The sequence below is a fragment of the Enterobacter sp. SST3 genome, from assembly GCF_000286655.1.
Taxonomy (GTDB): Bacteria; Pseudomonadota; Gammaproteobacteria; order Enterobacterales; family Enterobacteriaceae; genus Enterobacter; species Enterobacter roggenkampii.
The window spans coordinates 1-14,723 of sequence record NZ_ALNS01000035.1 but is presented as its reverse complement, the minus strand read 5'-3'; the positions used below and the strand labels follow the sequence as shown (position 1 = coordinate 14,723).

Here is a 14,723-nt window from a genome sequence, read left to right as displayed (position 1 = left end):
ATGATGAAATTAACCTTACTCAAAAGCCTGTGCCTGATGCTGGTCGGCACAGCATTCACCACTCACGCGGCCGTAAACCTGGACCGCACGCGCATTGTCTTTCCGGAAAGCGACAAGGCCAGCAGCCTGAAGATTGAAAACCAGAGTAAAGCGCTGCCCTATCTGGCGCTCTCCTGGATTGAAGATGAGAAAGGCCGTAAAGAAGACAGCCATTTCATGGCGCTGCCTCCGATTCAACGCATTGAAGCGGGTTCCGCATCACAGGTCAGGATCGTTAAGCAAGCGGCCACCAGTCAGTTACCGAAAGACAGAGAATCCCTGTTTTATTTCAACCTGCGCGAAGTGCCGCCGAAAAGCACCAGCGCCAGCGATGAACGCAGCGTCATGCAGGTGGCGATGCAGAGCAGGATCAAGCTGTTCTGGCGCCCTAAAGCGATTACCAAAAAACCCGGCGAGCAGGCGGAAATGCGGATGGAAGTTTCAGCCACTGCGAATGGGCTGACCATACATAACCCGACGCCGTACTACATCACGCTGGCGTGGCTCAGTAAGAATGCCAGAACCATGCTGCCAGGCTTCGACAGCCTGATGCTTGCGCCTTTCGCGACAGCAACAACCTCTACCGGTGACTACCACGGTAACTATTACAGCATCGGTTATATCGACGATTACGGCGCGCTGAAAAAGGTCGACGTACAGTGCGCGGGAACGGCGCAGTGCTCGCTCACCGAACGGAAGATCGAAAAAGATGCGCAATCTCGCTAACGTATTGTTCATAGTGCTGCTCTCAGTGATGCCTTTAAGAGAAGCGCTGGCGCTCGACTGCTACCTGGGCGGTTCGGGCGGCCCCGTAGAAGAAACTAAAACGATCTCGCCGTTTGCTATCCCCAGTAATGCACAGGCAGGTGAGAAAATTTGGGAATCGGATGACATCAAAATCCCGGTGACATGCAACCACAATGTCACAAGCAGCTTTCAACCGGAGGATATTTTTGGCTGGGTGAATCCTTATCCTTCAACCTCCGATCCCTATTATGAACTGGGCGTAACCTATGAAGGGATAGACTACGATGCAAAAGGCCAGCCTAACGGCGTCGATACCCGACAGTGTCTGGACAACCAAAACATCACGATTTATACCCCCGAGCAGATCCGACAAATGGGATGGGAAAATCGTATCTGTTCCGGTAACCCGGATGATATCCACACTTCACGAACCTTCATTGCTCGTCTGCGCTTATACGTAAAAATTAAAGCCATGCCGCCTCACGGCTACGTCAGCTCGCTGAGCGATTACATCGTTGTCCAGTTTGACGGAAAAGGCGGCGTGAACCAGATGTCGGATGCGAAAAACCTCAAATATCACATCAACGGGCTGCAAAATATTACCGTTCTGGACTGCGGGGCAACGTTCAGTATTTACCCTGAGAACCAGGAGATTGATTTCGGCACCTTTAGCGCACGCGATATCGTGAATCAACAGACGCGTAAACGGACCTTTTCGGTGAAGACGACGAAAGTGCAGGATGCCCAATGTTCAGATGGCTTCAAAATGGACTCGTCGTTCTATACAAATGAAGCGCTTACCGCCAACGATACCGCACTGCTGATAGGCAATGGCCTGAAGCTGAGGATCATTAACGGAACCGAGCCCTACACCTTTAACCACTACAACGAATACGTGGATTTTACGGGCAGCACGCTTGAGCATGAGCAGCAATACACCGCAGAGCTGTCGCCGGTCGAAGGAAAAGCGATCCAGTCCGGCCCGTTCGAAACGGTGGTGCTGTTCAAAATTAACTACCACTAGAGACAAAAAAGCCGGGTTTCCCCGGCTTTTTCACATCAGCCATTTCAGCTGGCTTTGCGCTCGTGCGCCTGGCGATACTCGATCAGATCTTCAATCGTTACCACCGGCATGTTGTGCAGACGTGCGAAGGTGATGCACTCTGGCGCACGCGCCATGGTGCCGTCGTCGTTGGTCAGTTCACACAGCACGCCCGCAGGTTTGAAGCCTGCCAGCGTCACCAGGTCGATCGTCGCTTCGGTGTGACCGCCGCGGGTCAGCACGCCACCCGCCTGCGCGCGCAGTGGGAAGACGTGGCCTGGACGATGCAGATCGGATGGCTTCGCATCATCAGCAATCGCGGCACGTACGGTGGTCAGACGGTCAGCCGCAGACACACCGGTGGTCACGCCATGCGCCGCTTCAATGGTCACGGTAAATCCGGTACCAAAGGCGCTGGTGTTGTTTTCGACCATCATCGGCAGCTCGAGCTGCTTACGACGATCTTCGGTAATACACAGGCATACGATGCCGCTGCCGTGACGGATGGTCAGCGCCATCTGTTCAACGGTCATGTTTTCGGCGGCGAAAATCATGTCGCCTTCGTTTTCACGGTTTTCATCGTCAAGCACCATCACACCGCGGCCTTCGCGCAGTGCATCCAGTGCATGTTCAACACGTTGAGTTGAAGTGCCAAAAGAGGAAAGTAGCGTCTGATTCATGGTAAAAAAAACCTCATTAACATTATGGTTACCAGAATCAGGGCAGTCTTAGGAGCGCCGTATAAGCGGCAAAAAGATAACGTGAGCGGGCCCATGCCCGACTGGATCGTTACTCTCTCCCATCCGGACTCTAACCGTCGGCCCCGGAATTACACCGGATCTGCTGACCTTTGAGAATTCACCCAAAGCGCTCGCGGGCTTTCAGCGTTAAGCTGATTTACCGCCGGTGGGGAATTTCGCCCCGCCCTGAGAATAAGCGAGATAACTATAACGCTATTGATTATCCTGGGCAATGCATAAGCATCAAACAATTTTGTTTACCCCGGGCATGACGCGCTACAATGGACACTAACACCTTTTCATCAAGGGAAACGACAATGATTGACCCGAAGAAAATTGAGCAAATTGCGCGTCAGGTTCACGAGTCTATGCCAAAAGGCATTCGTGAATTTGGTGATGACGTTGAGAAGAAAATCCGCCAGACGCTGCAGGCGCAGTTGGTTCGCCTTGATCTCGTCAGCCGCGAAGAGTTTGACGTGCAGACCCAGGTTCTGCTGCGCACCCGCGAGAAGCTGGCACTGCTGGAACAGCGTCTGACCGAGCTGGAAAACCGCAATGCGCCGGAAGAAGTGAAGCCAGCGCCAGCCATTCCGCCGGTGGATAACCAGGAGTAAGTGCGGCCTGTTGTGCCCGGTGGCGGCTACGCCTTACCGGGCCTGAATGAACGCGTAGGTCGGGTAAGGCGCAGCCGCCACCCGACATAAAAAAACGGGCCAATAGGCCCGTTTTTTACTGACTGTCTTTCTGGATCTTCTTGATGATGTTGGTGGTTGAACACCCGTCCTCAAAGTTGAGCACCATCACCTCGCCGCCGTTGGCCCAGACCTCTTCGCTGCCCGCGATTTGCTCCGGCTTGTAATCCCCCCCCTTCACCAGCAGGTCCGGCAGAATACCGGCAATCAGGCGCTGCGGCGTGTCTTCTTCAAACGACACCACCCAGTCCACGGCTTCCAGCGCGCCGAGCACGATCATACGCTGCTCAAGCGGGTTCACCGGACGCGTTTCACCCTTCAGGCGCTTCGTGGACGCATCGCTGTTCACCGCCACAATCAGGCGATCGCCCAGCTTTCGCGCATTCGCCAGATAAGAGACATGGCCCGCGTGCAGGATGTCGAACACGCCGTTAGTCATCACCACTTTTTCACCGCGCTTGCGCGCGGCAGCAACGGCCACTTTCAGTTCCTCTTCGGTCATGACGCCAAAGCCGGTATCCGCACGGCCGCGCACCGCGTTTTCCAGCTCGATTGGGGACACGGTTGAGGTACCGAGTTTACCGACGACCACACCTGCCGCGGCGTTGGCGAAGTAGCACGCTTCTTCCAGGGAGTTCCCCGCCGCCAGCGTCGCCGCCAGCACGCCGATCACCGTATCACCGGCACCGGTCACGTCATACACTTCCTGCGCCTGGGTTGGCATATGCAGTGGTGCCTTGCCCGGCTGCAGCAGCGTCATCCCCTGCTCGGAGCGGGTCACCAGCAGCGCAGATAATTCGAAGTCAGCAATGATCTTCATGCCGCGCTCAACCAGCTCTTCCTCGGTTTTGCATTTGCCCGCCACCGCTTCAAACTCGGAGAGGTTTGGCGTCAGGAGGGTTGCGCCGCGATAGCGCTCAAAGTCGGTGCCTTTCGGGTCGATCAGCACCGGTACGCTGGCCTTACGCGCCAGCTGGATCATCGTCTGCACGCTGGCCAGCGCGCCTTTCGCGTAGTCGGACAGCACCAGCGCGCCGATATTGCCTAACGCCTGGTTAATGCGCTCGTGCAGCGGCTCGGGATCAACGCCTTCGAACCCTTCTTCAAAGTCGAGGCGGATCAGCTGCTGGTTACGTGACAGCACGCGCAGCTTGGTGATGGTCGGGTGGGTCGGAACAGAAACGAAGTCACACTTCACGTTCACGTCCGCCAGCGACTTGCTCAGCGCGCGCGCCGCATCGTCGATACCGGTCAGGCCAACCAGACGCGAGTGCGCGCCCAGAGAGGCTATGTTCATCGCCACGTTTGCCGCGCCGCCGGGACGCTCTTCAATGGTGTCGACCTTAACCACCGGTACCGGTGCTTCCGGAGAGATGCGGCTGGTCGGCCCATACCAGTAGCGATCCAGCATTACATCCCCAACAACCATTACTCCAGCACGTTCAAACTCTGGCAGTGTTACTTTCATTCCTGACTCCAGAAAGATTCACAATTTGCGCGCGATAATATCACACTTGATTTGTTACGCACGGTTCCACCAGCCACTTCTGCCAGCTGGCCGTTACCTGAGCGCGCTCTGCGACAAAACAGTCCAGCGCCACGTGCCCGGGCTGCTCCTGTAGCGCCAGGTGATGCAGCTCGTCGCGCAGCGTGGTGTAGGCGCGGGTTAAAGCCTGCGCCTCCTGCTCGTCCATGATGTCGTTTTGCGCCAGCAGCTCCAGAATGCGCACGTTATCCGACCAGCGGATCAGCTTCGGCTTGTCGTGCGCGTGGAGCAGCACCAGATACTGGGTAATGAACTCAATATCGGTAATCCCGCCCTCGTCGGCTTTGATATCAAAGCGATCGCGGTGTTTATTACCCAGGTGCGCGCGCATTTTCTCGCGCATCTCGCGCACTTCCGTCTGCAGCGTACTGCCCTCGCGCGGGGTGGTCATCACATCCTTACGGACGGCATCGAACTGCGTTTTGAGCTGCGGATCGCCATACACCACGCGGGCGCGCACCAGCGCCTGATGCTCCCAGGTCCAGGCTTCATTCTTCTGATAATCGGCGAAGGACTCCGTTGAGGTGACCAGCATACCCGCCGCACCGGACGGACGCAGGCGCGCATCGACTTCATACAAAATGCCCGACGAAGTGCGGGTGCTGAACAGGTGCATGATGCGCTGGGCCAGGCGCAGATAGAACTGACGCCCGTCAATCTCACGCTCGCCGTCGGTCATCACGTCAACCGGGCAGTCGTGCAGGAAAATTAAATCCAGATCGGAGCTGTATCCCAGCTCCCAGCCGCCGAGCTTGCCGTAACCGACCACGGCAAACCCTCGCCCCTCACGGTCAGCAAGGTGCTTCGGCTGGCCGTAGCGGGCCACCATCTGCACCCACGCCTGCTGCACGACCGCGTCGATGATCGCCTCCGCGAGCCAGGTTAAGTGATCGCTCACTTTCATCACCGGCAGCGTTCCAGCGATGTCCGCCGCCGCCACGCGCAGCATCTGGGCCTGCTTAAACTGTCGCAGCGCCTCCAGCTGCTGCTCTTCGTCCTCTTCCGGCACGCGCAGCAGATACTGACGCAGCTCGTCACGGTAGGCATCCGTCGCCGTGGGTTGATACAGGGTGTTTGGGTCGAGCAGCTCATCCAGCAGCAGCGGGTAGCGCGCCAGCTTGTTGGCCACCATCGGGGAGGCGGCGCAGAGGGAAATCAGGTGCTTCAGCGCCCCCGGAAACTCGCTCAAAAGCTCAAGGTACGTGGTGCGCGTGATGATCCCGCTCAGCAGCGGCATCATGCGCGACAGCGGCACCGGCGCATCCGCCCGCGAGCAGACCTCGCTCAGCAGGTGCGGCATCAGGTAATCCAGCACCTGACGGCCGCGCGGGCCAATGGCGCGCTTGTTCAGCTCAAGACGGAAATCGGCAATCAGCGCCACCACGCGATGGCGCGCGTCGTCGGTTAGGTGCGACAGCACCGGCGTGGTGTCATCTTCCTGGAGCGCGTCCTGCCACAGCTCGCGCCAGTGCTCGGAAAGGGCATCGTCCTGCGATTCGCTTTCGTCATCACCGATCAGCTCGTTGAAGATGCGGCGCACGCCTGCCATATGGGCATCGAGCCGTTCGGTCAGCGTTGACCAGTCAGCCACGCGCATCCCCCAGGCCAGACGCGCCCGGTTAAGGTCATCCGCCGGCAGGGTCTGAGTCTGTTCGTCATTGATGCTTTGCAGCAGGTTTTCCAGACGGCGCAGGAAAAGATAGGCCTCGCGCAGGGTTTGCGCGTCGCCGTCCGGCAGCAGGTGAAGCTGCTCAATAGCGCTCAGCGTCGGCAGCAGCGAGCGGGACTGTAGCGACGGTTCGCGTCCGCCGCGAATCAGCTGGAAGACCTGGACGATAAATTCGATTTCGCGAATGCCGCCCGCGCCGAGCTTGATGTTGTCCTTCAGCCCGCGACGGCGAACCTCACGGGCGATCATCCCTTTCATATTGCGCAGGGACTGGATGACGCTGAAGTCAATATAGCGACGGAACACGAACGGGCGCAGCATGGCGCGCAGCTCGTTGGCGTAGGCGTCATCGCTGTCACCCATGATCCGCGCTTTGACCATCGCGTAACGCTCCCAGTCGCGCCCCTGCTCCTGGTAATAATCCTCCAGCGCGGCAAAGCTCAGCACCAGCGGCCCGCTATCGCCGAACGGACGCAGGCGCATGTCCACACGGTAAACAAAGCCGTCCTGCGTCGGCTGATCCAGCGCCTTAATCAGACGCTGACCGAGGCGGGTAAAGAACTGGGCGTTGTCCAGCTCGCGACGGCCGCCGCGCGTGGAGCCGTTCTCAGGCCAGGCGAAAATCAGGTCGATATCGGAGGAGAAGTTCAGCTCGCAACCGCCCAGCTTGCCCATCCCCAGAATCAACAGCGGCTGAGGAACCCCTTCCTCGCTGCACGGCGTGCCCCACTCTTTACAGCAGGCGGCGTAGAGCCAGTCGCGCGCGGCGACAATCAACGTCTGCGCCAGCTCGCTTAACTGCTGCAACGTACTCTCTTCACTCACCAGTTCCAGCGCCTGCGCCCAGGCAATGCGCACCATCACACGACGGCGGAACTGACGCAGGACGCGCATCAGCGTCGCCTCATCCGTGACGTCTTCAAGCGCGGCCTGCAGCCAGCCGGCATAGTGCCGCCACTCGTTCGCCTGCGGCGGTGCGTTCTCAAGCTCCGCCAGCCAGTCCGGGTAGACGGCAATGCTTTCCTGCACAAAATCACTGAAGACGAGCACGCTTTTCGCCTGCTCGCTTAACGATGACGCCGGTAATGACTCAGGCAGACGTTCGCAAACGGTCTGCCACTGCTGCTGTAACGGTGAAGAAAGCGGCATTCTAGGGGTTCCTTGCCAGAGTTAACGTTTTCCGCTGTGCAGCCAGTACGGCTCCTGCGAAATGGCCTCATTACGGAAATGCTCAATTTCAATATGCTGACGGGTTTCGATGGCATTCTTCAGCCCCTGCCAGTTTTCCAGCCACGCCTGCGCCTGTGGCCCGTCGTAGGCACCGGAAAGGAGCAGCATGCTGTCGATGTTGCGCGAAAGACGGGGAAGCTGATCGCCATACTTATCACCGAGCGGATACGCAAAGGTGCTCTTCAGTTCAGCGGCATGACGGGAAAGATGAATGTCTGCGAAACGCTTAAAGTTTTCCGCGATTTTGGCCTCGGCTTTCGCATCCAGGAAGGCGCGCCAGCCGCGCGTCACCAGAAACTCGGTCAGCGCCAGTTTTGCCGAAGCGGCTTGCGGACTGTAGATCGCCGTCTGCGCAGATACGTCCGAGAGCATCAGCGTTTCGGTTTGCGTCAGGAGATCACGTAAGTGAGCGCTCGCTTTGCGAGGAACAATACCGCCGAAGAGCGTCAGGGTATGGCGCACCAGGGCAATGGCCGCCAGCACGTGGGATTTGGCGTTTTTCACATTTCGCACCCACAGCTCTTCATGGTACTGCCACTGAGAAAGCGCCAGCTCCAGCGCGGCTTCCAGCCCCAGCTCAACGCTGGCTTTCGGCGCAACGCGCAAAATGGTCGTCTCTTTCAGCACGCGCGGCGCATTTCCGGCGGCCAGATGGTAACCCCGCGCGGCTTTGCTCAGGCTCCCCTGGCGCAATCCAGACTGGTTCACCAGCCTGCGCGCCAGCTTCAGCACGTCATTTGCGTCCCCTTCCAGCAGCTCAAGCTCCAGTTCGCAGATCGGCTCCTGGTACTCACCCGCCTTCACCTCACCCAGATCGAGGGCGATTTCGATGCGGCTTTTACCTTCCGTCACCAGCCATTTCTCGCGCCAGAAATCGGTGCTGAACAGCGGCTGCACCTGCTCCGCCAGCGTGGCAGGCAGCTCGCCTTCCGGCCAGACTTCCGCCGGAAAACGTTCCAGCTCAAGTTCTGGCTGACTGATGTCGATATTGTATTCCGGACGCTGATGTAACCCGCCGACCACGCGGCCGGCAATTTTCATCGTCATCTCGTAGCGCCCACTCGCGCCACGGATGCGCAGCCCCATATCGTGGCGGCGTAGCCAGTTATCCGGCGTTTCGTAATAGATATTAAGCAGTTGTACCGGTGCATGGTGTTCGCCGGAGAGCGTATGCAGATGCTGGCGGAGTGCGTCAACGCTGTCTTTTTCGACGATAAATTTTAATTCGATTTCCTGAGCCATAGCCTTGTACTTTTGCGGGCGTCACAGACGCGTCAATGAGGGCGAACTTCCTCGCCATTTGTTTGTCAGTACATAGTATTTTGCGCCAAATTGCCATGCAATGAGCAATTTGACGGGCGTAAATGTGTAGAGTCGTGACACAGATGATTCTGATTGCTGATGAATGCTTTGCGTAGAGACACTGTTGCCACTACTATCGTTCCACTATTTATGAAAATAACGACTAATGATGCTTAAATTACGCCTGATTGGACTTACTTTACTCGCTTTTAGCGCCGCAACCGCAGTGCACGCTGAAGAGAAGCGTTACGTTTCTGACGAACTGAACACCTGGGTACGCAGTGGCCCCGGAGATAATTATCGCCTCGTGGGCACGGTAAATGCCGGCGAGGAAGTCACCCTGTTACAGACCAACGCGGACACCAACTACGGTCAGGTTCGCGACAGTTCTGGTCGCACGTCCTGGATCCCGCTGAAAGAGCTGAGCACCGTGCCAAGCCTGCGCACCCGCGTACCGGATCTGGAAAATCAGGTGAAAACCCTGACCGACAAGCTGAACAATATCGACGGAACCTGGAACCAGCGTACCGCCGAGATGCAGCAGAAAGTGGCGCAGAGCGACGGGGTGATTAACGGCCTGAAAGAAGAGAACCAGAAGCTGAAAAACGAGCTGATTGTCGCGCAGAAGAAAGTGAATGCCGCCAACCTGCAGCTCGATGACAAACAGCGCACCATCATCATGCAGTGGTTTATGTATGGCGGCGGCGTGCTGGGCGTCGGTCTGGTGCTGGGTCTGGTTCTGCCGCACCTGATCCCAAGCCGTAAACGTAAAGATCGCTGGATGAACTAATTCGTCTTCTCTGCCAGACTTACGTATCATTCTGGAAAAGAGAAAACGGGAGTGTCAGGCGTGAAGAGTTATCTGGTCGGTGGTGCGGTACGTGATGCGTTGTTAGGTCTGCCGGTCAAAGATAAAGACTGGGTGGTGGTTGGCGCCACCCCGGAAGAGATGCTCGACGCGGGCTACCAGCAGGTAGGCCGCGATTTTCCCGTCTTTTTACACCCGAAAAGCCGCGAAGAGTACGCCCTGGCGCGTACCGAGCGGAAATCAGGTTCGGGCTATACGGGCTTTACCTGCTACGCCGCGCCGGACGTCACGCTGGAGGACGATCTCCTGCGTCGCGATCTGACCATTAACGCGCTGGCGCAGGACGAGCACGGCCAGATTATTGACGCTTATGGCGGCCAGGACGATCTGCGCAACCGTCTCTTACGTCACGTCTCCCCTGCGTTTTCTGAAGATCCGCTCCGCGTGCTGCGCGTGGCGCGTTTTGCCGCGCGTTACGCCCATCTCAGCTTCCGCATTGCCGATGAGACCATGGCGCTGATGACCGCCATGACCGAGGCGGGCGAGCTTGAACACCTGACGCCAGAGCGCGTCTGGAAAGAGACCGAGAATGCGCTCACCACGCGTAACCCGCAGGTCTTTTTCCAGGTGCTGCGCGACTGCGGCGCCCTGAAGGTGCTGTTCCCGGAAATAGACGCGCTGTTTGGCGTACCGGCTCCGGCGAAATGGCATCCGGAGATTGACACCGGCGTGCACACGCTGATGACCCTGAGCATGGCGGCCATGCTCAGCCCTGACGTGGACGTGCGCTTTTCCACCCTGTGCCACGATCTCGGCAAAGGCTTAACGCCAAAAGAGCTCTGGCCTCGGCACCACGGGCACGGTCCGGCAGGGGTGAAGCTGGTCGAAGGGCTGTGCCAGCGCCTGCGCGTGCCGAACGAAATCCGCGATCTGGCGAAACTGGTGGCCGAATTCCACGACCTGATCCACACCTTCCCGATCCTGAAACCGGCCACCATCGTTAAGCTGTTCGATAACATCGACGCCTGGCGCAAACCCCAGCGCGTGGAGCAGATCGCGCTCACCAGCGAGGCTGACGTGCGCGGGCGTACCGGGTTTGAAGCCTGTGACTACCCGCAGGGACGTTTACTGCGTAAAGCCTGGGAGGTAGCCAAAGCGGTGCCGACGAAGGACGTTGTCGAGGCGGGATTCAAAGGCCCGGACATTCGCGAAGAACTGACGAAACGGCGGATTCAGGCGGTATCAGAGTGGAAGGAAAAGCATTGCCCTCAGCCAAAAGACTGAGGGCAGTCGGTCAGAAGAAGACCACGTAAACCGCAGCCGCGACGATAAAGCGGTAGATCGCGAACGGAATGAACGAGATACGCTTAATCAGCTGCAGGAAGGTTTTGATGGCAATCAGCGCCACGATAAACGCGGTGATGAAGCCGACGGCGAACATCGGAATGTCGCCCGTGGTGAGGAAACCGATGCTTTTATAGAGGTCAAGCGCGGTGGCCCCCATCATCATCGGCACCGCCAGCAGGAACGAGAACTCTGACGCGGCGTAACGGCTTACGCCCATCAGCATCCCACCGGAGATGGTTGCGCCTGAACGGGAGAAGCCCGGCCACAGCGCCAGACACTGGAAGCAGCCAATGATAAACGCCTGACGATACGTCATATCGTCCAGCCCTTCCGCGCGCGGCGTTTTTGGCTTCAGCACTTCCGCGGCGATCAGCAGAAAGCCGCCCACCACCAGCGCGTACATCACGTTAATCGGGTTAAACAGCGATTTGATGGCGTCGTGGAAAACCAGCCCCAGCACCACCGCCGGGATCATCCCGAGCAGAATATGGATCAGCGACAGGCGGCCTTTACTCATCCCTTCGTGCTGCGGCGGACGGCCAAAATGGATACCGATCAGGCCAAACAGACGGCGCCAGAACATCACCACCACCGCCAGAATCGAACCCAGCTGGATCACCACTTCAAACGTTTTTGCAGTATCGCCTTCAAAGCCCAGCAGATGACCAACAATGATCATATGGCCGGTACTGGAAACCGGTAAAAACTCCGTCAATCCTTCGACCACACCCAGTATTGCCGCCACCAGCAGCGAGTGCATATCGCTCATCTATAAACCCCTAAAAAAATATAAAAAAACGGTCGCCCCAACGGCTACCGTGAAAGATACAGCTTTAAGACCGGTATAACCTAAAATGGTTTAGCTATTATGACGTTAAATCTTCCCTTTCAGATTTGTGCCACGCTCGATAATGACGCCCACGTTGGCCGCGCGCGCCACCGCGCCCGGTTTGCTCAGCTTGATGCGCACCCACGGTGAGTTGAATTTTTTCAGCAGCAATTCTGCGACCTCTTCCGCCACCCGTTCGACCAGCGCAAAACGTTGCCCTTCCACGTGGCCGATGACCGTTTCACTGATGTCGGCGTAGCTGAGACAGTCGTTCACGTCATCGCTTTTTGCCGACTTGCGGTTATCCCAGCCCATTTCGATATCGAACACCAGCTTCTGCTCGATGGTCTGTTCCCAGTCGTAAACACCAATAGTGGTGATTACCGAAAGTTGCTCTATAAATACAATATCCATCACGACCTGCCTGCTTTTTGGCTAAACCGGATACCACTTCCGGCGAATTATGCGTATTATCCACAGATGCTGAGAATACAGATACATTTTCAAAACGGAACAGCGTTATGAGTGCAATCGCGCCTGGAATGATCCTCCTCGCCTATCTTTGCGGCTCAATCTCCAGCGCCATTCTGGTCTGCCGCATCGCCGGGTTACCTGACCCGCGTGAAAGTGGTTCCGGGAATCCGGGAGCGACCAACGTACTACGAATTGGCGGCAAGGGAGCAGCCGTAGCGGTTTTGATTTTTGATGTTCTGAAAGGGATGCTACCCGTCTGGGGCGCGTATGCGCTGGGCGTCACGCCGTTCTGGCTGGGGCTCATTGCCATTGCTGCCTGTGTCGGCCACATCTGGCCCGTATTCTTCGGTTTTAAAGGCGGCAAAGGCGTGGCAACCGCCTTTGGTGCCATTGCGCCTATCGGCTGGGATTTAACCGGCGTGATGGCTGGCACCTGGCTGCTCACCATTCTGCTGAGCGGCTATTCGTCGCTGGGCGCGATCGTCAGCGCGCTGATTGCCCCGTTCTACGTCTGGTGGTTCAAACCTCAGTTCACCTTCCCGGTATCGATGCTCTCCTGCCTTATCCTGCTGCGTCATCACGACAATATTCAGCGCCTGTGGCGTCGTCAGGAGACCAAAATCTGGACGAAGCTCAAGAGGAAGAAAAAAGACGCTCCGTAAGGTTAGTTATGCCTTATAGCCAAATGTGATTTTGGTCACCTTCTGCCTGTGGTAACTGTTAATGACACAATACAACCATATAAGAAGAAAATGGCAGAAATCACAGAAACAACTCCCCTTTCAACGGCAGGAAAACGTTCCGATGGCGACATCCAGTGGGTGCGCAGCGCATCGGATGTTTCACGCCTCGTTAATGATGGTTCTCAGGGCCGGGCCAATGCTCGCATCGTGATCGGTATCGCGCTGGGCGGGATTTTCCTCGATGCCTACGATCTGGGCGCGCTGGCCTTCGGCATAAAAGATATCACCCGCGAATTTAACCTGACGCCCGCCGGTACCGGCATGGTGGCGTCCGCCATTACGTTTGGCGCGATTGTCGGGGCGCTGCTCGGCGGTTATCTCACGGATAAAATCGGGCGCTATCGCGTCTTTATGGCCGACATGCTCTTCTTCGTGGTGGCCGCCATCGCCTGTGCGCTGGCCCCGAACGAATATGTGCTGGCGGGTGCCCGCTTTGTCATGGGGCTTGGCGTCGGGATCGACCTTCCCGTGGCGATGGCATTTTTAAGCGAGTTCGCCAGGCTAAAAGGCCCCGGCAATAAGGCCTCCAGCGTCGCCATGTGGTGCCCCACCTGGTATGCCGCCATCAGTATCTCCTACCTGCTGGTGCTCTTCTTCTACGCCGTGCTGCCGGAAAGCCACAGCGACTGGCTGTGGCGCCTGATCCTTGGCTTCGGCGCGGTACCCGCGCTGGTGATTATCGCCATCCGCAGCCGCTACATGAGCGAATCGCCGGTCTGGGCGGCAAATCAGGGCAACCTGAAGGAGGCGGCGTCTATTTTGCGTCAGTCGTATAACATCAATGCCCACGTGCCGCAGGATGCGCTCAGCCAGCCAGCTCCCGTCGTGAATAAAGCGAAATGGTCCAACTATCTGAACCTGTTCCGCGGCGTCTACTTACGCCGCACGACGCTCGCCACGCTGCTGTCCGTCGTCTCTTCGTTCGCCTATAACGCGGTGGCGTTTGGTCTGCCGGTGATCATCTCCAGCTTCTTTGTCCAGTCGATGCTGACCACCATCCTGATTTCTCTGGCGCTTAACCTGCTGTTTGCCTTCGTCGGCGGACTGCTGGCGGTACGCTACGTGCCGCGCTTCGGCGCATGGCGGATGTCGCTGGCGGGTTACGCCTGCCAGCTGGTCGCGCTGCTGGGCCTGGGGCTGATTGGTCGTCCGGAAGGCGCCACCGAAGGCGTGCTTGCCGTGGCAATGCTGGCGCTCTTCCTGTTCGGCCAGGGCTTCGGCCCGGGCGCGCATACCATGACGTTTGCCTCACTGAGCTACCCGACCTCGCTGCGCGGCGTCGGCGTTGGCCTTAACCAGACGCTGATGCGCAGCAGCTCGACGCTGTCGCTGTTCCTGTTCCCGCTGCTGGTCGCCTCGCTGGATACCGCCGTGTTCTGGGTGATTGCGCTGGCGCCATTTATCGGCCTGGCCTCGCTGCTGGCGATCCGCTGGGAGCCGTCGGGGTATGATGTGGATGCGGAGGATTACCGCTAATCATAAATAACGTCATCGCCTTTCTTGCCGGGTGGCGCT

General features: G+C 57.8%; 13 protein-coding genes and 1 riboswitch. Of the genes, 7 read left to right on the top strand and 6 right to left on the bottom strand.

The genetic code is table 11. The features are described from left to right. Positions 1-3 precede the first annotated feature (3 nt). Both B498_RS03015 and B498_RS03020 read left to right on the top strand, forming a co-directional pair. On the top strand, positions 4-765 hold the full coding sequence (locus B498_RS03015; protein WP_032623071.1) for a molecular chaperone: 762 nt from the start codon (positions 4-6) through the stop codon (positions 763-765). Further along, positions 749-1,810, top strand: a complete 1,062-nt coding sequence (locus B498_RS03020) for a type 1 fimbrial protein (RefSeq protein ID WP_008502965.1) — start codon at positions 749-751, stop codon at positions 1,808-1,810. The genes B498_RS03015 and B498_RS03020 overlap by 17 nt, the downstream gene beginning before the upstream one ends. A gap of 44 nt (positions 1,811-1,854) precedes the next feature. Here the strand turns inward: B498_RS03020 and ribB are convergent, their stop codons facing one another. Beyond that, a complete protein-coding gene (ribB, locus tag B498_RS03025; protein ID WP_008502964.1) occupies positions 1,855-2,508 on the bottom strand; it encodes a 3,4-dihydroxy-2-butanone-4-phosphate synthase in 654 nt (217 codons plus the stop codon). A gap of 107 nt (positions 2,509-2,615) precedes the next feature. Then, positions 2,616-2,766, bottom strand: a riboswitch (FMN riboswitch). A gap of 119 nt (positions 2,767-2,885) precedes the next feature. Between ribB and ubiK the strand changes: the two genes are divergently transcribed. Next, positions 2,886-3,182: a ubiquinone biosynthesis accessory factor UbiK gene (gene ubiK / locus B498_RS03030; protein WP_008502963.1), complete on the top strand. Its 297-nt coding sequence runs from the start codon at positions 2,886-2,888 to the stop codon at positions 3,180-3,182. A gap of 115 nt (positions 3,183-3,297) precedes the next feature. On the opposite strand, the gene hldE is transcribed toward ubiK, so the two are convergent. The 3 genes from hldE to B498_RS03045 are packed head-to-tail and all read right to left on the bottom strand — an operon-like array spanning position 3,298 to position 8,947. Then, a complete protein-coding gene (gene hldE / locus B498_RS03035; protein WP_008502962.1) occupies positions 3,298-4,728 on the bottom strand; it encodes a bifunctional D-glycero-beta-D-manno-heptose-7-phosphate kinase/D-glycero-beta-D-manno-heptose 1-phosphate adenylyltransferase HldE in 1,431 nt (476 codons plus the stop codon). Positions 4,729-4,768: 40 nt separating this feature from the next. Beyond that, positions 4,769-7,624, bottom strand: a complete 2,856-nt coding sequence (glnE, locus tag B498_RS03040; protein ID WP_008502961.1) for a bifunctional [glutamate--ammonia ligase]-adenylyl-L-tyrosine phosphorylase/[glutamate--ammonia-ligase] adenylyltransferase — start codon at positions 7,622-7,624, stop codon at positions 4,769-4,771. Positions 7,625-7,645: 21 nt separating this feature from the next. Beyond that, complete coding sequence (locus tag B498_RS03045) at positions 7,646-8,947, bottom strand: inorganic triphosphatase (protein WP_008502960.1); 1,302 nt, start codon at positions 8,945-8,947, stop codon at positions 7,646-7,648. 229 nt (positions 8,948-9,176) lie between these two features. On the opposite strand from B498_RS03045, the gene B498_RS03050 reads away from it, so the two are divergent. Then, positions 9,177-9,797, top strand: a complete 621-nt coding sequence (locus B498_RS03050; RefSeq protein WP_025912514.1) for a TIGR04211 family SH3 domain-containing protein — start codon at positions 9,177-9,179, stop codon at positions 9,795-9,797. 60 nt (positions 9,798-9,857) lie between these two features. After that, positions 9,858-11,099 (top strand): multifunctional CCA addition/repair protein, encoded by a 1,242-nt coding sequence (locus B498_RS03055; protein ID WP_008502958.1) that lies wholly within the window; start codon positions 9,858-9,860, stop codon positions 11,097-11,099. A gap of 10 nt (positions 11,100-11,109) precedes the next feature. Here the strand turns inward: B498_RS03055 and bacA are convergent, their stop codons facing one another. Continuing rightward, positions 11,110-11,931: an undecaprenyl-diphosphate phosphatase gene (gene bacA, locus B498_RS03060; RefSeq protein ID WP_008502957.1), complete on the bottom strand. Its 822-nt coding sequence runs from the start codon at positions 11,929-11,931 to the stop codon at positions 11,110-11,112. A gap of 105 nt (positions 11,932-12,036) precedes the next feature. After that, entirely contained in the window at positions 12,037-12,405 is a 369-nt protein-coding gene (gene folB, locus B498_RS03065) for a bifunctional dihydroneopterin aldolase/7,8-dihydroneopterin epimerase (protein ID WP_008502956.1), read from the bottom strand. Between the two features lie 107 nt (positions 12,406-12,512). Here folB and plsY point away from each other — a divergent pair, with 107 nt between their 5' ends. Further along, a complete protein-coding gene (plsY, locus tag B498_RS03070; protein WP_008502955.1) occupies positions 12,513-13,127 on the top strand; it encodes a glycerol-3-phosphate 1-O-acyltransferase PlsY in 615 nt (204 codons plus the stop codon). Positions 13,128-13,217: 90 nt separating this feature from the next. Then, positions 13,218-14,684 (top strand): MFS transporter, encoded by a 1,467-nt coding sequence (locus B498_RS03075; protein WP_008502954.1) that lies wholly within the window; start codon positions 13,218-13,220, stop codon positions 14,682-14,684. Positions 14,685-14,723: the final 39 nt, after the last annotated feature.

What these genes read in the sequence shown, in the direction of transcription:
- plsY (WP_008502955.1), top strand. Translation starts at nt 12,513, where the DNA reads ATGAGTGCAATCGCGCCTGGAATGATCCTCCTCGCCTATCTTTGCGGC.
- B498_RS03045 (WP_008502960.1), bottom strand. Translation starts at nt 8,947, where the DNA reads ATGGCTCAGGAAATCGAATTAAAATTTATCGTCGAAAAAGACAGCGTT.
- B498_RS03075 (WP_008502954.1), top strand. Translation starts at nt 13,218, where the DNA reads ATGGCAGAAATCACAGAAACAACTCCCCTTTCAACGGCAGGAAAACGT.
- B498_RS03050 (WP_025912514.1), top strand. Translation starts at nt 9,177, where the DNA reads ATGCTTAAATTACGCCTGATTGGACTTACTTTACTCGCTTTTAGCGCC.
- glnE (WP_008502961.1), bottom strand. Translation starts at nt 7,624, where the DNA reads ATGCCGCTTTCTTCACCGTTACAGCAGCAGTGGCAGACCGTTTGCGAA.
- ribB (WP_008502964.1), bottom strand. Translation starts at nt 2,508, where the DNA reads ATGAATCAGACGCTACTTTCCTCTTTTGGCACTTCAACTCAACGTGTT.
- hldE (WP_008502962.1), bottom strand. Translation starts at nt 4,728, where the DNA reads ATGAAAGTAACACTGCCAGAGTTTGAACGTGCTGGAGTAATGGTTGTT.
- B498_RS03015 (WP_032623071.1), top strand. Translation starts at nt 4, where the DNA reads ATGAAATTAACCTTACTCAAAAGCCTGTGCCTGATGCTGGTCGGCACA.
- ubiK (WP_008502963.1), top strand. Translation starts at nt 2,886, where the DNA reads ATGATTGACCCGAAGAAAATTGAGCAAATTGCGCGTCAGGTTCACGAG.
- bacA (WP_008502957.1), bottom strand. Translation starts at nt 11,931, where the DNA reads ATGAGCGATATGCACTCGCTGCTGGTGGCGGCAATACTGGGTGTGGTC.
- B498_RS03020 (WP_008502965.1), top strand. Translation starts at nt 749, where the DNA reads ATGCGCAATCTCGCTAACGTATTGTTCATAGTGCTGCTCTCAGTGATG.
- folB (WP_008502956.1), bottom strand. Translation starts at nt 12,405, where the DNA reads ATGGATATTGTATTTATAGAGCAACTTTCGGTAATCACCACTATTGGT.